Consider the following 25,150-nt stretch of genomic DNA (forward strand, 5'->3'; position numbering starts at 1 on the left):
ACAAAGACCAACACCCTCCGCCACTACGTGGCCCTCCTCCCTCAAGGGAGGACTTAAGATCAGGATCATCAAGAGCCAAACACAGCATTCGCACGAGGACCAACATATTAATGGAATTTTGCTCCCTGACTCATGGGTAATGATGAGCTCTTGAGGGAAATTATAGAGCTCTTCAAGGCTTTTCAATATCGCGGAACCTTACCTACCCTCTATACTTTTCCCTTCTCTCTACTCTCTGAATAATGGTTCGACCAAGAACGGTTATTCTGAAAACGCCCAATTCCGTCATTCCGACAAAGCTCCTGGTCGGAATCCCGATGCTATTGCTTCACGGCTCTCCTCGACGAACGGAGAACCTCTCAACGGTCAACCAGTTTCTCTTGCTCTTGCTAACCTCCAACCCCCGACCTCCGACCCCGGCCTTTATTGCAACTCACAACTTGGAACTTGCAACTGTTCTTTTCGGCGAACGGAGAACCTCTCAACGGTCAACCAGTTTCTCTTGCTCTTTCCAACCCCCAACCTTGGCTCCCAAAAAAACCGGGTCCTTTTCAGTGAAATTAACCGGAAACCTAGAAAGGATGAGAGATGTGAAGATGATTTGCTATAAATATACTTTATAGTATAATACTGTAAAGTATAATAAGTAGGTGATTATTGTGTTTGTTGGCAGAAAGAGGGAATTAGCCTATCTCGAGGAGAGACTTGAAAGGGGAAAACCGGAACTGCTTATTCTATACGGTAGAAGGAGAGTTGGAAAGACAGAACTCACAAAGGAATTCTTGAGGAAGAAGCGGGGGATCTATTACCTGGCAGAGAAACTGCCTGAGAATCTTCAACTGAAGAAGCTCTCCGAGAGGGTCATTGAATTCTTCGACGAAAACATAATAACCGAATTCTCCAACTGGGAGATGCTGTTCAAGTACCTTGCCTCCAAGCACGATCGATACGTATTCGTGATAGATGAATTTCCTTACCTTATAGAAAGAGAACCGGGCATTATTTCGTCTTTTCAAAAAGGCTGGGACGAATACTTGTCAGACTCGAATGTCTTTCTCATTCTCACGGGTTCGAGCGTCTCCGTAATGGAGAACAGTGTCTTGAGCTACAAGAGCCCTCTATACGGCAGGCGAACTGGACAGCTTCTTCTAAACCAGTTTCCCTTCAATGAAATCGGCGAGTTCTTCGAGAAGAAATACGAATTTGACGATTTACTCAAGATATGGGGCACTCTTGGTGGAGTACCGTTCTATCTTGAGCAGTTTGACAGCGATCTTGACTACTACGGAAATGTCATGGAGAAGATATACAACCAGAACGAGGTGTTGTTTGCCGAAGCCGAGTTTCTTCTGAATGAGGAGCTCAGAGAACCGAGAAACTACTTCGCCATTTTGAGGGCAATCTCGCTTGGAAAGAGAAAACTGGGCGAGATAATAAACGAAACTGGTATCGACAAAAGTAGCATCATGAAATATATCTCCATTCTCAATCTTCTTGGCATAGTGGAGAAAGAAGTACCAGTGGGTGAAGATCCGCTTAAGAGCAAGAAGGGACTATACAGAATAGCAGACAACTTCTTCAGATTCTACTTCCGTTATGTTTTCTATTACAAAGATCTAATACTCACCGATCAGAGGGAAAGACTGTTGAGCATCCTGAAGGATACCGAAAACCAGTTCTTCTCGCTCACATATGAGGATTTCGCGCGCAGTGCCGTCATGTGGATTAGCGAATCGAATTACTTCGAAATCGGTCGCTGGTGGGATAGAAACACTGGGATCGATCTGGTGGGCATGAACAGAGAAGAGAAACGAATATTATTGGGAGAAGTCAAGTGGAGTGAAAGGCCCGTCGGCACTGATATTCTTGCAGCATTGCGTGAAAGGGGAAATCTGCCGCGATGGGATGAATTCAAAGAGAAGGAGTACGCTATTTTCAGCAGATCTGGCTTCACCAAAGCTCTAGTTGACGAGGCTAAGTCCGATCGATCTCTAATGCTTTTTCACGGGGACAAGAGAGTAGTCTAAAGATCCTGTGATAAGCACACCACTTTCCGAAAAATCTGTCAGTAAGAAACCTTTTCGAGAGTTTACCAGTCTTCTGATGAGAGGAATAGAAATCGAGAAGGCAGTAACCTTCGGTGTCGAGTCCGGACTTTGTCGGAAAGCGAAAATGGGAACTGACGAGTTCAATTAGACCCGCTGGTCGCTTTGAAGAGCCGCCCTTTCGGAAAAACAGTTCATCGTTCCGACGCTGCGCGTCCAAGTTCTTAGTTCTTTGTCTGAGATTTCGTCATGCTGAACTTGTTTCAGCATCTCTATCCTAAGAACCGGTGTACGCTGTAGAGATCAGCTGCAAGTTGCTTGTTCCAAGTTGTAAGCTGAAGTCCAAAGGAATCTCGATGCTATTGCTTCATGGCTCTCCTCGGCGAACGGTGGTCTGTTGACGGCTGACCTGTTCCTTTGATCATTCCTACCTCCTACCCCGAACCACGTCCGTAATTTTGCATCTTGGAACTCGCAACAGGTCCTTTGGTCTTTCCTACCACCGACCCGCTACCCCCGACCCCGGTTCAACATTCCATAGCCAGGCTCAATCTCTGACTCCTCAAGGTTTGCCGACATTATCAACAGTTTCAGATTTCCTCACTGGAACCAGACAAGAAAGAGAATCCAGCACTTCCCGTGAAGGAAGATATAATCTCATGGTGAGTGAGAAGATTCCATCTGGTGCGGGTAGCCAATTAGATTCCTTGTCAACGCCAGGTGATTCATGCTGAATATAGATAACAAGCGAACCGTCCTCTTCATATTTAATATCAGTACGATCGCCTATCGAATAGCGATTTATCTCATTGGCAACCAGGAACTGATCTTCGCCGTACATCGTGATTGACCAGAATCCCTTTGGTTCAACCGCCGGAACCTCATCACTATTGAAAGAGAGAACGTAATTGAATCTCGATCCATCAAAAGCATTCCCGTCTGCATCTACTAGACCGTTTGGGCAATATGCTTCTTCAAGGCTGTTCCCGTACAAGCTGCGATAAGCAGCCACAGCCCGCAGTTCGTACTCTCCCTGCATTTCTTCTCGATTCCCGAAGACACTCAGATTCCAGCCATTTTTCGAGATTCCCACCATTTCTCCCGGGCTCTCAATTATCTCCAGAGCTTCCTTGATTCCTTCCTCCACCGCCTCTCTTATGCCGGATGGCATTGCATTGACGCCGAACGGGAAGTTCGGACCGATGCCTATCCTGCCGAATTGTTCTATCAGCTCCTTCTCGCTCGGATGTACTTCGAGCTGGCCCAGAAGAAAATTGAAATACGAGATAAACTCCGCGGACTCGGCTTTTGTCTTGTCATAGGTCGGGAAGATAGTGGGATCTGCGGGCGGCGGAGCCTCTTCTCCAAGATATGAACTGAGGGACTGAATCTCATGCTCATCCTGTATTGCTAGAACCTTCTCAAGATCGCCTTCGACTTCCATGTCAACCGCAATCCGAACTAGGCACAGGACAAAATTACCTTCGCTGCGAAAGACATCATCTACTCCGGCAGGCATGCTGCCCTGCCAGAAAGGGCCGGAAATCACAAAGGTTCGCGCGCCAGTTCCGGTGGTCCTTGTGCCAACATAAGCAAAGTTGTGTGTGTACATGTCGATCATCTCGAAGGAGTAATAGCGGTCCTCTACTGCCGGTACACTCACCACTACAGGCTCCGATCTCAGGTCAAGCCAGAGCCTAGAATAGATGCTGTCGTTATTTGGCCGGACAACTTCTCTGTAATCAGGACCCCGAAGGCTCCTTTTGTGATAGAACATGCTGAATAGCCCGGGATCGACCGCCTGGATTATCATGGTCTTGAAATCCTCCAACATCGGATAAGCAAAGATGTAAGCTTGCTTAGCGATTTCTTTTGCTTCATCGAAATTGGTTGTCAGTTCCGTTGCGTTTGCAATTGGAGAAGAAAACAGGAAGAGACAGAGAATGGCAAGCGTGATCAGATTCTTGCATTGTAGCACTTTTTGCACCCCCTTGTGCGCTCCAATTATTATACAAAAGGGCTTTGGCAGAAGAGAAAAGGCGAGGCTTTAGGTTTGAAGGCACACGGCCGATTATACTGTGGAACAGTTAAGAATCCAAGGGAAAAAGCAGACTCTTGACAGAAGAACTCTCGTCGGGAAGGTGGTTACTCCCCAGTATGCTTCTGGTCTCGAATTCTATCTCGACCAGAAGGCAAAAAATAGAGCCGTCACCAGTCATCCCATAGAGCCTGCCCCAAAATGGTCCTGTTTGGGGGACCTGCACGGGATCTCTCATTAGAAACCGCTCTACGCTTAAAACCAAGGACCCGCTGAGCGCTGGGAAGTGCCGTCCTTGGTCCTTCGTCCCAAACCATGAATCCGTCCTTCGGGAAGACTGGTTCTTCGTTCCGACGCTGCGCGTCCAGGTTGTTCGTTCTTGGAAAAGATTCCGGATCAAGTTCGGGATGACAGCGTATGGTTACTCCGAAAACGCCCAATTCCGTCATTCCGACAAAGCTCCTGGTCGGAATCCTGATGCTATTGCTTTATGACTTCAACGGTCCTCGTTTCTTACAACTCACATCTTGGAACTTGCAACTGTTCTTTTCGGCGAACGGAGAACCGGTTTGTTTGATCTTCCGAGACCCGAGACCCGTTTCGTTGGACTTTTCTACTCACAACTCACACTGGAACTTGCAACTGATCTTGGCGCACTCCAACCACCGACCCGCTATCCCCACAACCCCGTTTGAGAGTCTCAATTCCTCATAGGTACTCTTAGAACAAGCTTTTCTCTGAATCTAGATGTCGCCGAGGTGTTGTTTCAATTCCTCATAGGTAGTCTGAAAGCGCACCGCCCTCGGGGGCTTTCTTGTGATGCTAATTCGTTTCAGTTCCTTATAGGTAACCTGGAAGCGGTGCCAAAGCTTATAAGAGCATTGAGTCTGTTGTTTCAATTCCTCATAGGTAGCCTTGATGCTTTGTAGAAGTATATCATATATGTATCATTGTGTTCAAATGCCTCATAGATAGGCGTATAGCGGAGGTTTTTGCATTAGTTCTATATAGAATACTTAAAATGGCCTCTTCTTTTCAAATTGATCCATCAGTTTCTGATTTAACTCAAATGGAATTCCGTGATCTTCTTCAACCGGCTTTCGTATTCGAGAAGAAGAATTCGAATCTGTATGGAAATGCTGGTAATGGAAAGACTCACCTTGCTCAGGCAATCGGTTTAGAAGCGTGCAAACAGGACAAGGTGGTTCGTTTCTTCAGAACGGCTGCGCTGGTAAATCGCCTTTCTGAAGCACAGAAGAAGTCAGAACTAAACGCCTTCATGAAAACTCTAATGAAGGCCGATCTGATTATCTGTGATGAGTGGGGCTATGTGCCTCTTGATCGTGATGGATCGAAGTTGTTGTTTCAAGTTATCTCAGAATGCTATGAACAAAGGAGCGTGATAATCACAACGAATCTTGAGTTCAGCAAATGGGTCCATATCTTCTACGATGAACAGATGACTTCGGCAATGATTGACCTTCTTGTTCACCACAGTCACTGTTTTTGTTCAAAGGCCAAAGCTTTAGAATCAGGAATTGGCTAATGAAAACTCCTTAACACAATTTCCTGGTGGAAAGTTGTTTGCAATTCTTGCAAAAACAGGAAATTCACTCTTGCAAATAACATTCTTTGATTGCTTATCTGGAAGAAATAGCAGAATGGAGCATCCTAACATTAAGGGTAAGCGATTGATTATGGGTTCTGGATTTTGTTTGGCCAAATAATGTACTGCTTACTTTCCAAAAAACAGTTGTTTGGGATTCCTAGAAAAACCAAAAATTCGCTCATGAAAAAGACTGCGGATTTTCCTTCTTGAGCTGTATTGAATTGATTGGATTTAGATACCTTTAAGGATATATGGGGACGCTAAAAGCCAGCCCCTCTTGTCGTGCATTTTTACAATTTAGATACCTTCAAGGATATATGGGGACCGGCACTCGACCTTCGCACTCATAACCGGGCTCATATTTAGATACCTTCAAGGATATATGGGGACCGCATATCGAACACCAAACAGCACGAGTCCAAGGCGGTTTCCATACCACTATGGTTCTCACGCAACAATATGATTTTAGTATTTAATAAGAAAGCGTATAGGCTGTTTCCATACCACTATGGTTCTTACGCAACCCTATTGATACCCTATCAATACCGTATCCATACCCTACGTTTCCATACCACTATGGTTCTTACGCAACTCCTGACATGGCGGGACACCGATCTGCCAGAGGAAGGTTTCCATACCACTATGGTTCTTACGCAACCAAGGTAAAGGACAGAGAATTCGTGCTGCGTGGTATAAGTTTCCATACCACTATGGTTCTTACGCAACCTATAACTCATATTTTCCTTGTACCAGAACCCCCAGAATGTTTCCATACCACTATGGTTCTTACGCAACAAGTAGTGCGGTATGGCTTTCTATTTATAATCAAATATGTTTCCATACCACTATGGTTCTTACGCAACAAGTCAAATGGGGAATTGCTGAGGATTGTCCCAATTTGTTTCCATACCACTATGGTTCTTACGCAACGTATGTGTTGGAGGTAGAACAATGATTTTTCTCAAGTTTCCATACCACTATGGTTCTTACGCAACGTGGCTGGTTCTAACGATACTGCTAGCTTCGTGTATAGTTTCCATACCACTATGGTTCTTACGCAACATGAGAATGAGAAATTATCTGCGGGTGATCTCTTCGGGTTTCCATACCACTATGGTTCTTACGCAACCGCTTTTATTACAAAGATATTATACAGGTTTTGGGGAGGCAGAATCAACCAAATGGAAAGATCTCGTAAGCAACATCGAGTTTGCATTTCAGCGATTCGCCTAGATTTGATTATGATGGACTCAGTGCTAAGTGGAGAGAGAAGGCGTCGGTATCTTCTAAGGAAGACCGATCGCAGAAAATACCGGCGAGACACTCTCTAGCAGAAGCTTACAGAAGAAAACTGCTCTCGATTTCGCTTTTAAACAAATGACCTATCCTCAGTCGGATTTGTGTAAACTGTGCAATAATAATTCTAAATAAGTTTAAAAGTGTTATTAGCAAAGGAGTTCAGGAGAAGATGGTACACGATCGATCCGACAAGGATCGGTAACGGAATTATTAACTCGTAAAAAGCTTTATGGAAGGACAACTCAGTGCGATCAATAAAATAGGATAACTTTACTCCGCAATATGAACTTCAACAGAATCGACTTTATGTAATGCGATCCGACAATAAGGATAACGTACAACAACTTAAAAAGCTCTTCAAGAGTTTTTTTGAAAGAAATCTGCTAATATCAAGTCAAGTGTGTGAAATGGGGTATTTTAAATGATAATATTGCGAAGATATGAACCAAGATCGAGAAGGTGACTGCCACTGAATAGCAGATCTTCAATACCCTCAAAAGCAAAAAGGCACACCGGCTTTGTTGCCCAAGGTGTGCCCAGAAAAAGTCTTCAAGGAAAAGCCAATGTACGAATTGTTCAGATACTTATTCTTGTTTTTGTGTAGTTTAAACCTGCTTCGTGTTGCTCTGTTCTGATGTACCTTTCGTATTCGTCATGATTTCTAAGTATCGTGGCTATTTTGAAGGGCTCTTCCCCGTGTCTTATATAGAATACTCTCACACCCTTTGCCGGAAACTTGTAGCACTGGGCATCACCAACATACTCATGAAGCTGATGCTCTGCTTCTGCCTCGCCCCTAAGCATTTTTCTGATGTAGTCCATGTAGATCGGGTCTCTGTCGATGATCTTCTGTGCGGAGTCACTGAAGTATATTTCAGGGTTCGAAACAGTGTACCTCCCCCAGAGAATTTTCCCGAAGTTCGAGAGATAGACGAGCCCGTCTTCTTCAAGAAGTATTTGCGGGACTATTTTGGTGAAAAGCTCATATCCAAATCCCTTTATTGCTTCCTCGGCAGGAACGCAATCGTTATCAGCTCTTTCGAAGAAGGCAGAATGCTCCTCGATTATTGCAAAGTCGAAGTTTATCGGGAATGGAGGAAGCTCCAGCAAGTGAGGTGAATTCTCGTAAAGGTAGATCACCCGTGAATCGAAAACTGCCGCAACGATCGTGGTGTACGGAATCAGTGATCTGTATCCTGAGGTGGCATTGAAGTAGTTGTCGTATGACCATTGTTCGCCGTTATCAAATAGGCCAATAATTTGATCTACGTAATCTGCGATCCCCTTTTTAAAGGCCGTACTCGAATCGTCGGTCAAACCTTCGACAACTCTTGTGACGACGTTGATTCCCCCGGATCTGTATAACTCTGTGAGAGCTTCCATACATGCTTTAGATACATCAGTATTGGTAGCTATGAAGATTAGCAAATCGTCTTTGCTTACACCGAAGGTTTCGAGCCCGTTGATTTCTGGAGAAATCTTCTTAAGCTCGTCCTCGCTCATCTTTCTGAGATAGCTTACGATTGCTGAACTGCTGAGTTCACTGTCTGGGGAAGCATACATTTTCTTAAGGTTGAACCATATCGTTCCACCGACGTTTGTTATTACTCTTCTTTGTCTGCCCATGATTTGCTCTCCGGAAGCTCGACGACGTCGCCTACGACATAAGGCTCTTTCTTCTGAGCGTCAATTCCTCTTCTGTCGACCGCGAATACTCTAGTGACATCAAGCATCTTAGATTCCAGAATCTCTGCAAATTCACCCGTTACGTACTGCAGAAAGGATGTTCCACCGGCGAGATTTACGGTTATTCTGGATGTGATGTCAACCGGGAAGTCCGAACTCATTCTTCTCATGATGTCTTGAACATCTTCAAATCCTGTGAATGGATCATTGAAGAGATAAGGGGTGATCTTCTCAATATCGAATCCGGCCTTCATGCATATCTCTGGAATGTTATCTTTACCTGCTTGCGAAGTTATGACTATTACTCTGTCAGGATTCAGCCTTTTAATGAGCGTGTACAGTACTCCCGGGGATGTGCCGAGAGGAGTAAGCAGTATTTTCTCTGTCAATGGTGTGACCTCCATCTTTATGGTTTTTATTGCGAATTGATTCAGGCCGGCACGGACGAACTCCTTGACTATGTCCTTCTTAACACCGTCTATGATTTTGATCAATGAATTCATGTCATTTTTGCTTTCTCTCTCTATATTGATACTCAGGCAGAGAGTGCCATTGGTGTTTCCAAATAGGCTCTTTTCCATGAAGAACCTTGGGTAAACGTAGTTCACCATATTGTGTTTTTCGAAGTGTGGAAACTGGACAGCCTTGAAAGAGATCTTTGACAGGAGCTTCAGCCAGTTTGGCATCGTGATCGTACCCAAGCATTCATCGATTCTCTTCCGAATCATTGGGTAGAGTGTGCTCTTTTCTAGCTCACTTGCTTTGTTTCTGATTGAGATTGCGAGATCTCTGTTCATTGACTTGTATTCAGAGGCTTCGAAGGACGCTCGCAGCTTACTCAACTCACCCACAAGATCGGATACCTCATTCCTAATAGATATTGAAATCTCCGTGTTGCTTTCGAGTTCCACAGCAAGCGCTTCGATCTCGGTTATTGTTCTCAAGACGCGTGTCTTGAAATAGTTTGGTTCTACGGTTCTGTCTGACTGAACATCCGTGCCGTCAATAAACTTTAGCCATCTCGCAGCCATTATCGTTAATTTCTGCCAGTTTTCGTCGGCGAAACTAGCCGCAACCACCTTATCGAGAGGTTCTGGTTCCATCGAAAGCATCCTCACAATATCCTTCAGCTTTCCGGGTTTTCCGGTAATGGGCATGTACTCTCTGTGGTATCTTGTCACCAGTTTCACGGCAGTCTTTATGTTGTCCCAAGTGTTTTTATTACATGAGTCTGTGTCAAATGAGTTTTGCTTATCATCGAATAGCCTAAATCTATCATCATCTTCCAGCATCTGATATGAGAGCTCATGATGAAGATCTCTTACTACGCATGGAAGACTATCTAGAGGCAATATGCGACCGTCTCCAAGTTCGTAGGTTAGTTTTGTGTGACCCAGATCATGAACATTCATCGCAATTGCCAACACGAAATAGAACTCGTTTCGCAGTTGCTTTGGGATACCGTTGAGAAAGTTTTCTTCGCCGATAGTATTTATGAGATTGACAGTAAATTCCATAAGCCTTTTACTATGGCGCTGAGAATGTTCAACGGTCTCGGGTATCTGATCGCCTATCCATTGCAGGGACCAGACTTCTCGAATCATTTTCCGGAGGTAGTTCTTGTAGTTTTCCGTACAACTGTAATCATTATCTAGAAGCTTCAAGAAGTCTTCGCCGTACCCGAAGGGAAGGCCTCTAGCTTTTCTATATTTGCTTTCAATGACGTTTAGCGGTAGAGAACTCGTAAGATAGTCTTCATTGCTGCTTGCGGTATACAGATTTCTGAAAGTCTCCGGGAGCGAGCAATACTCTGAGTATTTCAGATGATTTCTTTCGAAACTATGTGTTGTGTTCCTAATAAGAATAGAATTGAATGCAGCCAGCGCTTCGTCAATTGCTCCAAAATCCCAGCTTGCTGGAACGGGTGGGAATTTCGCAAGACTGACTTCTCCTTCGAAGATGTAGAAGAAGGGTAGATTGTTAAAAATACAGTATAGTGAAGCCATAATACCCGGATACTTTTGACCACCCGTAACGTCAATCAGAATTTCCTTGTTTGGGTATTCTTCTCGGATTCTGTCAAGGATTTTCCAGATCTCAGTGAAGGCTCTTGAAAGACTCTCTATGTTATCACCTGTGTAATACATTGGCCTTTTGTGGACATCAATACCATACTTGCTGAAAGCATTTTCTGTAAGCGCCTTAAGAAAGCCATAGATTGCCGGTTCGTCTTCTCTCGAAAAACCTTCTGGCCTATCCGGAAATACAATGTACTCTACATCTGATATTGAATATCCTGTATTCAATATGTGCTGGATACTATCGGTCTCTGCGGCTAGGAAACGAATGTCGTTGTAAGAGCACGGATTCTTCAGTACTTCGTTCAGATCACAACTGAGTTCTTCATCGTCGTTGTACTTTTTCTTGTACCTAAGTACGCTGTACTCTTTTTCTTTCCGGAATCCTTCGCGTTCGTATTCGTTTCTAAGGTTGCCAAGCTTGTTGAAGAAAGAATTACCCTGCAACGCCACAACGACTTGCTCTGGTTTGAGCCTGTTTTCGACATACTGAATGATTTTGAATGCGCTGCTCTCTTCGTGATGTTTGGCAAGTGTCTTGTTCTCATATTTCTTTGATTCTTCCTCTGTCAGACCAGTAAGATCTTTCAGAAATTTCCATGAGGAGGCCTCTTCAGAGATGATGCTCCTGTCTTCTTTCCCATCGTTCATTTCGATCTCAACTAGATACTGGCAATCGCACTTCCATTTCTCGAGAAATTCATCCAGAATCACTTCTTTGATCCCTTTGTTCTTAGGTTCGAGATAATGCCTTATCTTTACCACGAAGGGAAGTGTTTCCAGGTTCTTGAGATCTACTTCTGTTGGGTCGAGCGAATACTCTCTTTCGATTCTGTCTTTCGAATCCGAGGAACGCTTCTTATAAGTCTGAGTCCACACATGGCGCATTCCGGTCTTTTCCGGAACAATCTCTAGACGGACCCGTTCCTCTTCATTTTCTTCACGCATGATATACCACTGAATAATGCCTGTTTTTCTTTCTGCCTCTTCCTTAAAAGCAGCAATTGCCTTTTCGTGTGAAGTTCTGTCTAGCAGAAACTTCTCTTCTTTTTCTAGTTTTTCTGACATCAAGCGGCCTCCATTTTCTGAAAGAAACGGGGCGGGATTTCCGCCCCGTTAATAAATTCTACCAAGAAAGTAATTCTCAATGAAATCCCATCTCTGGCTGTCATCGAGCTTCATGGTGAAGAAATCGCGCATAATCTGCTCTTCCCTATCGATTCTTCTTCGGATATCTCTCGTTATTTCACAGTAGTAGTTCTTGAAGTTATTCAGAATGTAATTTCTGTCTGTGCATTTCAAGTGAACAGCACAGCTTTCGCCACCGCTGAACTTGACGTTTGCCATTCCCAAGATGTCCAAAATGTTTAGTAGACTGGTAATTACTTCTGTGTGTTCATCCTGACCGTTTAGATAGAGTCTGCAAATTCCTTCTTCACAGGGCTCGAGTAACTCTTCGAGCTTGTTCAACCATCTGTCCTTTGTTATGTTGGGGATGTTCTGGACCGTATAGATGTAATTCCCAATTTCTCCCCGACATTTGAACAGGCCTGTCTGAAATCTATCACCATTATATGAAACGAAGTTGTTCTTCACGATATTTCTAATTTTTATATCCAGATCCTGCACACCTGTGAGAAGAGATGCCGACTTCACCTTCGAAATGATCCCGTCGAAGAGGCTCTTCTCATCCATCTGTTTTCTTGCAGAATCTAGGGCGAACTCGCCCAGAATCTCAATGAATCTTGTGAGTTGCTGTTTTATACTGTCCATATCCTTGATGACTGACATCTCGACGGCAATTTTCGGGATTACCGGTTTTCCTAGAACCTTTGACGGAAATCTCATGAACTGCCAGACGAGCTTTCTAAGATTTCTGTCCCTGTATAGCCTAGCCCAGAGGGCAGAGATGTCTATCTTGTAAACGGCTCCAACGGATCTGATCTCCTCGTTATGGAAAAAGCCTTTTCTCGAATAGCCGGCAGATTCTCTGGATATTTCCGGGAAGGATTTCATGAGCTCTTCGGCGTCATCGTTGCTGGCAGTGAAGTAAAGATACTGATAGGTTTCTCCCTTTCTAATCAGAATCTGTTTCCCAGTCCTGCTTTCAAGGTCTTTCTGAATGAGGAAGATGGCGACTCTAGCCTTATCCCTTATTGTTTCCTCATTGTACTTGTCTTTACCGGTAATTAGGAGATATCTGATGTCGTCCAGGGAGAGAACAATCTCTCCATTCTTGCTCTGCCGTATCAGTGTACCGATGTGCTCCATTATGTGTCTCATCTTCCACTGTTCCGGAACGGATATTTTGGAGAGCTTCAGGCTATCTGAAAGGTCTTTCGTATGGAAGTGAGTTGAAGCGACTGAAGGCCTTCCATCTCTTCCTGCTCTGCCGATTTCCTGGACGTAGTCTGCCATGATAGAGGGAACACTGTGATGAAAGACTTCATCTATATCTGGAATATCTACTCCCATCCCAAAAGCTTTGGTCGCGATTACAGTTCTATAGATACCCTTCCTGAAGAGCTCCTGGGTTAGGCGACGTTCCTGGGTCTCGGTCGGCCCCGTATATCTGCCGACTTTGTTGCGGCACTCTTCGAGGTCGGCTATGGCATTGTATATGTTGTGAGCCTGACCAACAAAGGGACAGTAGATAATGCTCTTCTTTCCCGACTCGACAAGGTCGATTGCATAATCAATACTGTCTGATAACTTTTGTGCCGTTCTGCAGTCTTTAGAATGTTGATTCAATTCGAAACTGTCGATCTTAAACTTGATATTGTCCCTTCGAACATTTGTCATGACAGTCTTGGGATTTTTCAGACAGAGAAGCTTGCTTATTTCAGATATTGTATTCAGTTCGCCTCCGGAGATAGCCGTGGCGGTAGTGGCCATCACCGGAAAGCTGAGCCTAGATCTAAGGAATCGAAGATCTTCTCCCAGATATCCATAGTCCACTCTGAAGGTCTTTCCCCACGTTGTAACTAGATGAGCCTCATCTACTACAAGAAGACCGATAGACCTTTCGCCGATAATTGAAGATAGAGAGTTTCCCACGAAGGTTTCAGGAGAAACATACAGAATGGTGATCTCTCCCTTCCTTACTCTTTGAGTGAGTTCGCTTTTCTCGTCAAAGCTCAAGTCTGAATTCAAAAAGGCAGCCCCATTTTCAAAGTATCTTTCGATAAGCCCATTGACCTGATCTTCCATTAGGGCCTTCAGAGGAGTAATGACTACCGTGAGTCTATCCAGATCTCTCTTCAGAATCTTCGCAGTAAGCTGATAGATAAGGGACTTTCCAGACCCGGTCGAAGCAACAAAGAATAGATCGGAGGGGTCTTGCCTGTAGTTCTGATCGATCAGATATCTGATCAACTCTTCCTGACTGACAAGATAATTGCCCGTTTTTCCATAGACTTCATACTCTTTGAATGAATCGAATCCGAAATGCTCCTTCAATTCATTCTTGAGATCTATGCTTCTCGCCTCTTCACCGGGACAGTATCCTGTGAAGTCTATTACTTCAACTTCTTTGCCAATAGCTCTAAGCATAGAGACCTCTCTGTCCACTTCACTCAGTACACTTTCGGCTGGAGAACTCACAATAATCACTTCGTGCTTAGAGCTACCGCTTACAAGCGATATACCGGCTTCGGTAAGGAATGATTCCAGATTCTTATCGAGGCGGATGCCAGTGCATTTTCTACCCGCTGTGTGATTGAGAAGCTGATCGAGAGTGTTCACTTCAATAGGAGTAATTCTTTCGAACAGAGAAATAGTCTCGGTCTCTGGGAAATCTTTGACAGAAATGAACTGTCCTTCGATATCGAAGAGAGGCATCAGTTCATCTGAGATATTCTCCCCTGTGTCGATTGAAGCTCTCTCTCCACAATCAACGGCGACCACTTTTCCGAAGTAGCTTTCAAACAGTGGAGCGTACTTCTTTATTATGACGTATAGCCATTCAGTGATTACGACCGGAGAGTCGCTGAAATGATCTGCAACTGAAAGAAGCCCATTGAGAGATTTGATTGTCTGATACCATTCGAAATCGAGATTCATGTCATTCGAGATGGTTTTGAATTCACCTTCAGAAATGCACTTAAGCGTTTCTTTCTTTGCATTTTTCAGGACGACGGTCTTCGCCCCGAGAGTTGTAGCGTGTTTTACTCTTGAACTCAACAGTGTTTTCAATGGTTCGAGTTCATTCAAATAATCACCTCCAGTTTTTTCATACGGAGTTAAGTGAGCAGTTTTTTGAAGCGGGAAATAGAATCGAATAAAACAAAGCGTAGAGGAAGCGTTCCAAAAGAATTTACGTTGTTTCTGACGATATAGAAGTACGAATTAGCAGTGGATTACCCCAAAGTGTATAATCACACTTTTTTGGGAGCTGGATCGAAGTTGTTATTTGGAGAGTGCAAGAGACTAGAAAACTGACAAGTCTTGTGAAGGGAGCTCCGAGTATAGATAACTGAAAGGCACTGAATCAATAAAGACGGAATTGCGACCTTCTTCAGACCTTGTTTACCTTCTGATTCATTCAATATTACGGACAATTCCGGTTAGCTTCCAAATGTGGTTTTCATACAATTTCAAGAGCAAGGCCTATTAATTTTTCTTTTTCCGAAACTTTTCTAATCAAATCCTCATCATTTGCCTTTTGAGCTATCTCAGCAGCATAAAAAAACTCTTCAATTTCAAAGAGGTAGGTGCTTAGGTCAGAATACATTTCATATTTACACATAAGCGTGATAGCCTTTTCGAGGTCACTTTCTTTACTTGATTCTTTATATTGTTTTAGGAGATTTTTCGCTCTCTCAGTTGCAGTGTTCAGTAACTCTCCGTAGTCAATACTTGTTCTTCCATATTCTATTAGTTCATTTATGGCGTCAACGAGATCCATCTCTACACTTGCCTTTCCGTGACCATCCAGTCTTGTGTCAGTCAAGAAGAGTGAGAAGATCTCTTCATCTGCTGGAGCCTCCTCTGTAAAGATAGTGAGGAGCATGTATTTTGCCCTGGTAATCGACGTGTAAAGTTTCTCGTGGAGAGTTTTGACTTCTATATTACCCATTTCATGAGGGTTGACCAATATTACGTTGCTGAATTCGAGGCCTTTTATCTCTGAGATCAAGAACGGATAGATTTGTCTGTCGTCACAGTCATCAAAACGGTCTTGAAATTCAAGTTTCATTTTCTGGTTCGGGAGGAGAACGGCTATCATCACCTTGTTTGAGTTATCAATACTATTCTTCAGGTTAAATACAAGACTATCTAGATTGGTCGATCTTGACACAATAGGCTTCTGATAAGGCAATACCGGTTCAGTCAGTGGGTCAGAATCCTTCGTAGCTATCCTGAACACCTTAGCCAGAAGGAAGATATCGCGGGTGTTCCTGTAAACCTCTTTGAGCGAGTAATCTTTTGCATTGTCGAAGTATCGAGTGATGAATTCCTTTCGCGATAAACGGCCGAGAACCTGCTGGTTGTAGTCACAAGCAATGATATAACTGGCTGGATTACAGCTGGCCAGATACTTCAGCTCGATTTCTGTTAAGTCCTGAGCTTCATCGACTAGAAGAAGATATTTGCTGAGGTCCCTGGGAGTCTGCAGAGCTCCCGCCATAACTTCCCAGGGCAGCAACAGATCTTTGTGATCATGTGTCTTTAAATCTTCTGCCTTCTTCGATAGTTTTCGCAGAGTATTGTCAACAACATCTGCTAATCCTTCAAGTGGAGCATCTGTAAAGCCACACTTCTTTAGGAGATAAATGGTCTTATTTCTATCGTCATTATCAGTAGTACCTTCTATATTCACAGTCTTCACAGAATAAAGCAACCTTGAGAAGGCCTCTATGAACTCATGTGAGCCTCTTTCTGGTAGATGACTTTTCAGAATAGGCTCGAACTCCCTGCTAATAGGTATTTCCTTGATAAGTGAACCCAAGTTATGAAACGATTTTGCAAGGCCAGGAACAAGATCCTGAATGGTTGTGAATTCAGTCGGTATTTTGCTTTCACATTTTGTTCTGTTGTAGTGACTCTCCCATTGCTTCAAAAGGTTTTTGCTGCATGAAACATACATAGCATTGCTTATGCTGTCTTCACTGCTAGTAATAGTAGGGTCTTCCCTAAACATGGCTCTAAAAAGCAAAAGGGATTTTCCGGTGCCTGCGGGTCCTTCGATGATGTAGTTTGAACCCTTACTGAAGGAGTCCCGAATTATTGCCTTTTGAGTGGGCGACAACTCATATTTGATTTCGCGGAGGTTCTCCAGTAGTTCATCTATCGATTGAGAAGGATCGAATCTAAACATACGGATAGGAATCGAAGAATGACTTGCGAAGATTTTGAAATTATCTCCGTTTTCAAGCTTGAGTTCAACCAGCTTCTCACGAAGCTTTTCCTCAAAGAAACGTAAATGACGCCCTTTCCTGAAAGCATTATTTGCCTTCTTGTATGATTTGTCGTGTTCATCCACAAAATAAAGAATTGATGTGGATCTTTCCTTGTCAACAATGAACTGCGCTCTATTGCCACTTTGATGTCTGTATGCATAGTAAGTGTACATGTCTTCACTATAAAGAAACTCAACTTTACCGTCCTTAACTGGGCCTTCGCCTGTGTCTATGTGCCTCCAGAAGTCTTCCCACAAATTCTTCAAGTTGATTCCTAGCTGGTTTGCTCTTTCAACAGCGGTTTCAACACTGAAGAATCTTGCCGTTTTCACCATAGAAATGCAACCGCCAGATTCGCTGCCAATGAAACAAGGCAGATAAGCGCCCATAACTTGCTTCTATGAGAATGTTTATCGCTCTTCGAAAGCTGAGCTTGAATCGTTTCTTCACTCGCCCTCTTTTTACACTCCAGTTCTAAAGTTTCTTTAGAGAGCTTCTCAAAGAATTCTTTAACTTTATTGTTAATCGCTTCTTCTGCCTGGTTGAACTCCTGCTCAAAGTTCTGCTGAGCGATTTTTAAATTCTTATTTTCTGAATCCAGAGCCAATAGCAAGTTGTTCATGCTGGCAAGTCTATCTCCAATACTCTTATCAAAATCTCTGACCTGATTAAGGTGGTTTTCAAATGACTTAAGATCGAATCCTCTGGTTTTCGAGATTATTGAAATTAGTTTCTCAAGAGATTCTGTATCCGATGAATTGAAGAAGAGTCGAAGCTCTTGCCGTACTTTATTGAAAGAATCTCTGCAACTAATTACATCAGACTCGAACTCCTCAAGGAGTTTCTTCTGATTATCAACGTTTGAAAGCTCTTTTCTGAGTGAAACCATGGCCTCTTGTAAATCTTTGACATTAGCTTCAGCCTTGAGAGCCTCCGAATCAATCTCACTAAGCTCTGTACGGATATCACCAACTCTTTTGATGATGTCCTTCGATTCTTTTTTTGTCTCACTGAGGAGATCCTTCATTTTCAAATACTCTTCCCTAAATCCCTCATAAAAGGCTTTTGCTTCCTTCAAGTTCTGCATTAGTTTTGTTTCGGCCACTAACTTCACCTCCTTCAGTTATCGATACTAAGAAAACAGCGGCATTCGCCGCTGTCAATTACCTAGCTTCTTTCTCAACTTCTCGAAGGGATTGTAAGTAGCTGGACCACTAACTGGCCTATTAGGGGCGTTCCCTCTTCTATTACCACTTTGCTTAGTTGCTTTACCATTATTAGATCCATCTGAATGAGTGAAGGCCTTAGCCGATTCCAGATACTTCAATTCCCTCGACAGGTATCCAAGAAAGCTAGGGATATCTTCACTCGAAAGCTTACCGGTTTTAGACAACTCTTTGATCTTGTCAATAATTGTGCCAAGATTATCTCCTGAACCATCAGTTCTCATTTTTCTATATTGATTCAGGTCCAGTTTCTTTGCTTCATCAAATCCGAATTTCTTTGAGATCTCCAAAAGTATTTTGGCTGACCTGGATAGATCTGCTTTGTTAGCTCTAAAAAGCATATTTGCAGTTTCGGCTGCAAGTTCAATTAACGATGTACTATCCCTCTTCAAGCTGCAACACCTTCTTTGAGTCATCAATGATTTTGTCAAGATTTGCGACTATATCACTATCTCCTGTGATACTTTGAAGATAGACATCGGCACATTCATCAACGAGTTTTGTGAGCTCTTCTCCAGAAATTGGAATTTCGCTCACAGCACTTATCTTCAAGAAGTTTTCTGGTCTTAAGGTCACACTTCCAAAGCCTATGTTCTTGCCTCTTCCTAGCTTTACTGAAAAGCGCTTTCGTGATACTCCCATTGCAACTAACAAGAGACCGAATTCCTTCCTGGTAAGTCCTTTCACAGTTACTTCGAATTGAAAACTGCTGCCGGGTTCTATCACTTCGTAGTTTGAGGTTTTCTGACCGGTTTCTGATAGAGTATGGGAGTAAATTTTGCCCGTATTTGGCAGAGTTGCTTTTCCCTTCCATTGAGAAGGACCGGAAACAACAGTTGTTTTCAAGCTACGTTCGTTAACAAGAACGTCGTCGAACTGGACTCTACCGAGTTTTCCAAGTGTTCCAAACATTGAACAGACAATACAAAGTCTATCGCTGCATGAAGCTGTTCCGCTTCCAGCACATGAATTAGAAAGGAACTCCGCGTACGTACGTATAGCCCCTTTGAGCGACGCCCCAGGAATCAGTACTCTTGTCCCTTCTCTCGACAATACATTAGTGATTTTTCCCTCTTTCATCAAGAGATCTCCCTGAGTGAAGCAAGTATATGATTTTGTGACCGCTCCAATTCTCAAGATACCATTAAGTCGATCAGAGCAAAATGAGTCAATGTGAGAAAACTCTTGGGAACTGATGTGAGCACTAAGCTTGGGAATCTTCAGTCTTAAATATCCTTTTGGAGAGTCATTATAATCTGTCATCAGGTTCCTCCTCTACTCTGATATACCTCATACCACCAGGCATCGAAAGGTCTCTGACAAACTTTATTACGGGATTAGAAAATGGTATCTTTTTCCTGATACCGGCATTAAGAAAAACAATCCCTTGATTGCTGTTCTTTTCATCGCTGATGTAGATATCTCCGTAGAACCACACAAAATCTAGATGCTCATTGAAAGCTCTGAAGTAGAAATTGTAGTCGAAACTATCATGCAGTTTATTGAACAGCTCTACACTTTCATCGGGGGTCATTTTGTCAAGATGAAGAGCCCTGTAGTCGTTAAAGATCACATAGAACAAGTCTTCTGTGCTTTTTAATCTTTCGAGATACTCAAGTCTATCATTCAACTGTCTCACCACGCTCTTGAAAGAGTGGAGTTGACGTCTGCTTCAAATTTCTCCAAGGCCTCGCCTGAGAACTCAAAGCTGTATGGTGGAAATGTGTCCGAAGAATGGAACACACTCATAGGGTCGTCGATGAATCCTCTAGCTGAATCAAATGAGGAGAAGACTATTTTATCCCTCAGTTTTGATAGGCATGATATCTTTTCAATCGTTAGGTGAACATGGCCAAAGCCTCTTGATTTCTGCCCACCAGCTTTTTGATAACCATGATTAATATGTGCAAAAGTTTTTAACAGCAGAGCGAGCTGCCACTTTTCTGGATTCTTAAGGAATATGCTTCCAAAAAATTGGCCGCCGGAGAGACACTCAATGTCATAAAGTGCTCTATTTGCTACCGAACCTGACTTCCTGTCAATCTTTATTCCATGTCTGATATTTAAGTACTTCTCGATGTCGGTAACCGCTTTCATTTTTTCTTCTCGAGTATTCTCCGGCTTGTAAGGAAAGAGGTCATCGAATCTGACGATCGATCCAACTGCAGTTGAGCCGAACATTTTGCATGAATAACAGGAATTCCGGTATCTTAGCAGACCATCATTCTCTCTTTCAAGAGTACCCCTGTTGATTTCCTTCTTCCCACAGTCAGCACCCCTTTGATGAGAGAAGCCGCATACTTCCTTTGACAGCGCCTTTAATATGCTTTCTATATGGCTTCTGAAAACTCCCTTCATTGAACTTCCGGGAACATAAATAGAGTAACCGTAAGGTGTGTTAATCCTTACGAACGGATTGTCAGGAGCTGTCGGATCTGGTGAATCTCCGCCGGCTCGTATTACAAACGCTGTTTTTGGCTCGAGTGAATAGTCGATCTTTATATGGCTCCTAAGTTCTCCAAAGAGTGTACTCATACTATAACCTCCGCTATATGGTTTCTAGCAGCGATTCTCATATTTTCGATCTCAGGATCTGAAAGTCTGACTGCGCCGCCTTCTTTCAAAATACTCTCTTTGTCAATCTTGTGTATGTTGAAAGACAGCTTCACTCTTCCAAGACCAGCTGACTTTTTTCCGCCAAGTCTGATAAATCCCTCATTCATAAGATCGATGATCATCAATACATATCCAACCTGATAATCATCAACGTTCTCGAGCAATATCTCTCCGGCGAAAACCGTTCCAGGATTCACAACTTCAAAATCGTACTTCCTACCACCTGCAGCATTTTCAGTATCTCTTCTTATCATCACTCCATCTCTGATTGACGTAAAACTCTCGCCTGGCTCACCCTTCCTTATGGCGTCACTTATGTAAATGTGAGAAGAAATCGACTGTGAACCGAAGAGGGAACATACTTCGCAACTCTGTTCAATATCTTTGTACAATTTCTCGTTTGAGGAATCTTTTGAGCTATAACTGCACGTTGAATTTGTGCTGTCACAAACATAGAGACCTCTCATTCGTAGTATCGCTTCCAAGTTTGACCTAAAGACCCCTTTAAGAGATGCTCCGGGAATCACTGCATTTCCATCGGGCATTCGCATTATTGCGTTATCTGAATCGAGGGGTGAGATTGATTGATTACCAACTCCAATATGAAGAGGAGTGATGAGCTCTATTTCTATGTCTAGAGTATATCGATTGATAAAAGTATCAAAGAATCTCATCTTCTCCCTCCCCTTTCAGCGGCAACAAACTTCGCAAACCTTGCCATGTAACCGAAGTAATATGAAATGGCTTCGAGAGTTTCTTCTTTAGCAAACTCCTTTATCTTTTCTACCTCTTTCATGAGTCCTTTTCTGAAAGGAAAAGTGTCCCTTCCAATCTGGTACTTCAGGTAGTTTTCAAATTCCTCGACGCAAGATGACTGCTTTGCGATTTCGCAAAACTTACGAAGCTGCGTATCAGTATCAGTTCTGGACCCACCGCTCTGATAATATTCCTCTGCCATAGTAACCAGCTTTCTCTTTTGATCAGCACTGATCATATCTATTCCTCCTTCACTTATAGATAACGAACTGACCGTATCCAGACCCGGTGAACTTTCCCAAACCTTTTATATATAGCTTCTCAACAGTCTCAACGGATTCTTCAACTGACAAATCGGTGTCGTAGATAAGAACCGTTCCTGCAGAAACGACATTTTGGAAAGGTTTAAGATTGTTGGAGGCTGAAGACCATCCCGAGGTATGAGAAGTCTTCAATAGGCTCAATGTGAGTTTGAACTCATTACCAAGCAGCATCTCTATATTCTCGCCTTTCCGAAGTATGAGATCCGAGGTTAGCAGAATCGGAACATACGTACGATCTTTTCCCGAAACAGCTATCTGAATACTGTCATTGAAACTTCTTATTTCTGCTGACAAATCGATAGTATATTTTTTGATTTCTACAACTCTTACAAGTCCAAATCCTCTGGTCTTTGAATTGCCAATGTATAGCCAATCTTCATTAAGCACACTCAGAAGAGATTCCGACTCGGATCTGAAGAGTCCCGACATTTTATTATGGAAATACGTATTGTAAGTTCTCAGGGATCCGTCCTTTGCACTTCGTAACTTACTGTCAAGCGACACCTGAGTTGACGTATCACCTTTTCCTGAATCAAAAACACCGGTTCCTAGGACATACCATTTTCCGGCCCGGTCAAGTCTCTTACCGTTTCTAGCGTTTTTTACCGACAATTTCTTGCCTCTACTATTCTCAATGCTGGATATTAGTATAGTCCTCAGTTGATCGAATATTTCGTCAGAGTCTTCAGAATACTTCGCCCTAAGAATCGAGTCCGGGGAGGGATATGCAATAGCATCGTCTATCATTGGATAAAGGTTGGGAAACTTCACCCTTTCTAGTAGAAATATTTCTTTAAAATCCTTGGTGTCTTTCGACAATCGTGCCGCATATGCTCCTCTAAGTGTAGATCCCGGGATGTATTTGGCAGAGTTGTACAGGTAAGACTTAGTTCTTTCCGAGGTGACCAGAAAAGGCTCCATTGGTTCGCATATTATCTGTGCTACTCTTGCTTGGGGAATATTCTTTATGCTGCTTTTCTCCACTTTGCCAGTTAGTCTGATGTCTATGAAACCGTAGCCGGCCGACTTCTTTGAACCGAGTTTCTTTGTGAGAGAGAGTAAGAGTAAAAGAATCCTCTCCTCGCTAGAAGTCAAGGGTGAAACGGTAAATACTTTTCCCTGGAACTTCACTCCAGTATTCACAGCACGTACCTTAAACAGCTTCTTTTGGCTCACTGTCCTTGTCTTCCTATCCATAGAAATATGGGTGCGCTCAATAAAAAGGTTTGAATCACCTGGAGTCTTAACCGATAATTCAGTGAAGATGAGCTTTCCCTGATTTTCAGAATCACCAAAAAGAGAATTGACTTCATTTACGTATTCGCTTAGCATAGGCGAGACTTCTCTCAATGCTCCCTTAATGGCTGAACCTGGTATTATTGGAAGGTTTTTCTTCATTGCAATGTCCTTTGACCAGACATCGCTTCCCGAATTTGAGCCAATAAGAAGAGGCGATTTGGTCTCGACTTCGATGTTGTATATCACGCTCTCACCCCATTCTGTAATGACATCGCTTTACTGAGTTCCATTAAAGTCAACACTTTACTTTCAATCTCTTCTTCTGAAGTGTCACCTATTAGGAAATACTTGTTTATCATTTCTACGATATTCATTCCTAAGTCGTGAGATTTTTCTCCATGAGCGTAGAAATATCTCATGTTCAGTTTCGCAACCAAAGGATCATCTGCCATGCACGAAATTATCTTCTGAAGGAGGTTTGAAAACTTCTTGGGATCATCTATTCTTATGATTCGAAGAATCTCCTCAAACTCACTCATCGGCAATCCTTTTCCCAAAGTCTCCTTTACCCTGTGACTAACACCAGGAGCTGTGAAAAAATGCTCCTGGATAGGGTTGAGAGAATTTTGAAGCAGCATTCTGAATGCAACATAATTCCCCGGATTAGAGTAGTTAGCTTTGTACGCAGCTTTCTTGGCTGATTTTAACAATTCCTCAACTACTTCAAAAATGAATCTCACCGGAAGCTTCTTTGGAACTAGTGCCATTCCACAACAGAAACCTATTCCAAGCGCTTTGAAACCATTGTTGATACTCTCGGTAAGTGTTTTATATACTGCGAATAACTTTGCTGCAGGTACGAAGAGAAGTAAATCGTCTCCTCCGATTATTGGAGTCGAATAAGTGCCTTCTAACTTGTTTTCTACAATTGCTTTTTTCAGCGATTCTGAAACGCATCGTTCAATTGCCTGGCTCTTCTCTCTATAATCTCTTTCGTCACGGATCTTCGAGTACAGATTTCCCAAGTTATTGCCATCGATATAAATGACGCCGAACAGGTTATTTTGCGATTCAGGATCCTCAGTCACATCGATATCGTTTATAGAAAGTGCCATCTTCCTGTTCTTGATCAATTCATTAGCAAGGTCTCTCTTTTCTTTGCATACCGGGCAAATATAATGGACCTCATCGTAAGATTCAATTTTTATCTGTGCGGCTTCTCTTGAACAGAACTCACATCTTTGTATTTCTTCTGTTAGAAGGAAACTACTGAATATCTCTTCGTTTCTTCTCTCTCTAAGTTTTGTAGATAGCCACTCGAAAAGATCAGAGAATTCTCCTGTACCCGTTAAGTCCTTAAGATCTTCTATCGGTGTTCCATTCCCGCGTTTCTTAAGACCATATATTAACTCATAAGGCTCAAGATTGACTCGCGACACAATCAACTTAGCTCCGGGGACATTCTTTGAGAAACTCTCGTTCAGCCAATCGGTAATGATTTTGCTATCCTCTACACTGCATATAAGTAACCCAGTTCCACCTGCGGCAATAACTACATGCGAACCCAATTTCTCGAGTTCCTCTGTTGCAAGACTATCGAATCTGCTCAAAGCATTGCTTGCACCAAACATCCCTCTGAAATCCGATGTAGAGAAGATGTACCTTTTTATTGAGGGAACATCGTACGAAAGAACACAGATTTTGGGAAGCGATTCATCTCTGTTATCCAGCCTCCTCCTAAGTTCTTCGTCCGTAGATCCTGTGCATTTTGCGAGTATTCTAATCACCGCTTCTTTGTCAAACAAACTCAAATTCATATCCCTCCAATCTAAGA

General features: G+C 42.9%; 16 protein-coding genes and 1 CRISPR repeat array. Of the genes, 2 read left to right on the forward strand and 14 right to left on the reverse strand.

The genetic code is table 11. From position 1 onward, the window contains the following. Positions 1-659 precede the first annotated feature (659 nt). Positions 660-2,027 (forward strand): ATP-binding protein, encoded by a 1,368-nt coding sequence (locus Y697_RS07490; RefSeq protein ID WP_121551023.1) that lies wholly within the window; start codon positions 660-662, stop codon positions 2,025-2,027. Between the two features lie 580 nt (positions 2,028-2,607). On the opposite strand, the gene Y697_RS07495 is transcribed toward Y697_RS07490, so the two are convergent. Beyond that, the gene (locus tag Y697_RS07495; protein ID WP_121551024.1) at positions 2,608-4,023 is read right to left on the reverse strand and encodes a DUF1254 domain-containing protein; all 1,416 of its coding nucleotides are present in this window, start codon (positions 4,021-4,023) and stop codon (positions 2,608-2,610) included. A 1,129-nt stretch (positions 4,024-5,152) separates the two neighbouring features. Between Y697_RS07495 and Y697_RS07505 the strand changes: the two genes are divergently transcribed. After that, positions 5,153-5,629 (forward strand): ATP-binding protein, encoded by a 477-nt coding sequence (locus Y697_RS07505; RefSeq protein ID WP_310793767.1) that lies wholly within the window; start codon positions 5,153-5,155, stop codon positions 5,627-5,629. Positions 5,630-6,118: 489 nt separating this feature from the next. Then, positions 6,119-6,821: direct repeats of the CRISPR family, unit length 30 nt; unit sequence GTTTCCATACCACTATGGTTCTTACGCAAC. A gap of 746 nt (positions 6,822-7,567) precedes the next feature. Here Y697_RS07505 and Y697_RS07510 read toward each other — a convergent pair. The 13 genes from Y697_RS07510 to Y697_RS07570 all read right to left on the reverse strand — a co-directional run bounded on the left by Y697_RS07510 (position 7,568) and on the right by Y697_RS07570 (position 25,127). Next, positions 7,568-8,617 (reverse strand): CRISPR-associated protein, encoded by a 1,050-nt coding sequence (locus Y697_RS07510; protein ID WP_121551026.1) that lies wholly within the window; start codon positions 8,615-8,617, stop codon positions 7,568-7,570. Further along, positions 8,596-11,823: a hypothetical protein gene (locus tag Y697_RS07515; protein WP_121551027.1), complete on the reverse strand. Its 3,228-nt coding sequence runs from the start codon at positions 11,821-11,823 to the stop codon at positions 8,596-8,598. Before Y697_RS07515 ends, Y697_RS07510 begins: the two co-directional genes overlap by 22 nt. 48 nt (positions 11,824-11,871) lie before the next feature. After that, positions 11,872-14,967, reverse strand: a complete 3,096-nt coding sequence (locus Y697_RS07520) for a helicase-related protein (protein WP_121551028.1) — start codon at positions 14,965-14,967, stop codon at positions 11,872-11,874. Positions 14,968-15,340: 373 nt separating this feature from the next. Then, on the reverse strand, positions 15,341-17,488 hold the full coding sequence (locus Y697_RS07525) for a hypothetical protein (RefSeq protein WP_183083756.1): 2,148 nt from the start codon (positions 17,486-17,488) through the stop codon (positions 15,341-15,343). Then, the gene (locus Y697_RS07530) at positions 17,485-18,261 is read right to left on the reverse strand and encodes a hypothetical protein (RefSeq protein WP_006489344.1); all 777 of its coding nucleotides are present in this window, start codon (positions 18,259-18,261) and stop codon (positions 17,485-17,487) included. Before Y697_RS07530 ends, Y697_RS07525 begins: the two co-directional genes overlap by 4 nt. Before the next feature lie 54 nt (positions 18,262-18,315). Further along, positions 18,316-18,774 (reverse strand): hypothetical protein, encoded by a 459-nt coding sequence (locus Y697_RS07535; RefSeq protein WP_006489342.1) that lies wholly within the window; start codon positions 18,772-18,774, stop codon positions 18,316-18,318. Further along, on the reverse strand, positions 18,761-19,462 hold the full coding sequence (locus tag Y697_RS07540) for an RAMP superfamily CRISPR-associated protein (protein WP_183083757.1): 702 nt from the start codon (positions 19,460-19,462) through the stop codon (positions 18,761-18,763). The genes Y697_RS07535 and Y697_RS07540 overlap by 14 nt, the downstream gene beginning before the upstream one ends. A gap of 169 nt (positions 19,463-19,631) precedes the next feature. Further along, the gene (locus Y697_RS07545) at positions 19,632-20,021 is read right to left on the reverse strand and encodes a hypothetical protein (RefSeq protein WP_006489338.1); all 390 of its coding nucleotides are present in this window, start codon (positions 20,019-20,021) and stop codon (positions 19,632-19,634) included. Continuing rightward, positions 20,018-20,917, reverse strand: coding sequence for an RAMP superfamily CRISPR-associated protein (locus Y697_RS07550; RefSeq protein ID WP_006489336.1), 900 nt, complete (start codon positions 20,915-20,917; stop codon positions 20,018-20,020). The genes Y697_RS07545 and Y697_RS07550 overlap by 4 nt, the downstream gene beginning before the upstream one ends. Continuing rightward, complete coding sequence (csx7, locus tag Y697_RS07555) at positions 20,914-21,672, reverse strand: CRISPR-associated RAMP protein Csx7 (RefSeq protein WP_006489334.1); 759 nt, start codon at positions 21,670-21,672, stop codon at positions 20,914-20,916. Before csx7 ends, Y697_RS07550 begins: the two co-directional genes overlap by 4 nt. Further along, positions 21,669-21,992, reverse strand: coding sequence for a hypothetical protein (locus tag Y697_RS07560; protein WP_006489332.1), 324 nt, complete (start codon positions 21,990-21,992; stop codon positions 21,669-21,671). The genes csx7 and Y697_RS07560 overlap by 4 nt, the downstream gene beginning before the upstream one ends. A gap of 13 nt (positions 21,993-22,005) precedes the next feature. Next, positions 22,006-23,562 (reverse strand): RAMP superfamily CRISPR-associated protein, encoded by a 1,557-nt coding sequence (locus Y697_RS07565; RefSeq protein ID WP_121551030.1) that lies wholly within the window; start codon positions 23,560-23,562, stop codon positions 22,006-22,008. Next, on the reverse strand, positions 23,559-25,127 hold the full coding sequence (locus Y697_RS07570; protein WP_006489330.1) for a Cas10/Cmr2 second palm domain-containing protein: 1,569 nt from the start codon (positions 25,125-25,127) through the stop codon (positions 23,559-23,561). The genes Y697_RS07565 and Y697_RS07570 overlap by 4 nt, the downstream gene beginning before the upstream one ends. Positions 25,128-25,150: the final 23 nt, after the last annotated feature.

The organism is Mesotoga sp. BH458_6_3_2_1, assembly GCF_003664995.1.
In the GTDB taxonomy this organism is placed as follows: domain Bacteria; phylum Thermotogota; class Thermotogae; order Petrotogales; family Kosmotogaceae; genus Mesotoga.

What these genes read in the sequence shown, in the direction of transcription:
- Y697_RS07550 (WP_006489336.1), bottom strand. Translation starts at nt 20,917, where the DNA reads ATGAGTACACTCTTTGGAGAACTTAGGAGCCATATAAAGATCGACTAT.
- Y697_RS07510 (WP_121551026.1), bottom strand. Translation starts at nt 8,617, where the DNA reads ATGGGCAGACAAAGAAGAGTAATAACAAACGTCGGTGGAACGATATGG.
- csx7 (WP_006489334.1), bottom strand. Translation starts at nt 21,672, where the DNA reads ATGAGATTCTTTGATACTTTTATCAATCGATATACTCTAGACATAGAA.
- Y697_RS07540 (WP_183083757.1), bottom strand. Translation starts at nt 19,462, where the DNA reads ATGAAAGAGGGAAAAATCACTAATGTATTGTCGAGAGAAGGGACAAGA.
- Y697_RS07505 (WP_310793767.1), top strand. Translation starts at nt 5,153, where the DNA reads ATGGAATTCCGTGATCTTCTTCAACCGGCTTTCGTATTCGAGAAGAAG.
- Y697_RS07560 (WP_006489332.1), bottom strand. Translation starts at nt 21,992, where the DNA reads ATGATCAGTGCTGATCAAAAGAGAAAGCTGGTTACTATGGCAGAGGAA.
- Y697_RS07515 (WP_121551027.1), bottom strand. Translation starts at nt 11,823, where the DNA reads ATGTCAGAAAAACTAGAAAAAGAAGAGAAGTTTCTGCTAGACAGAACT.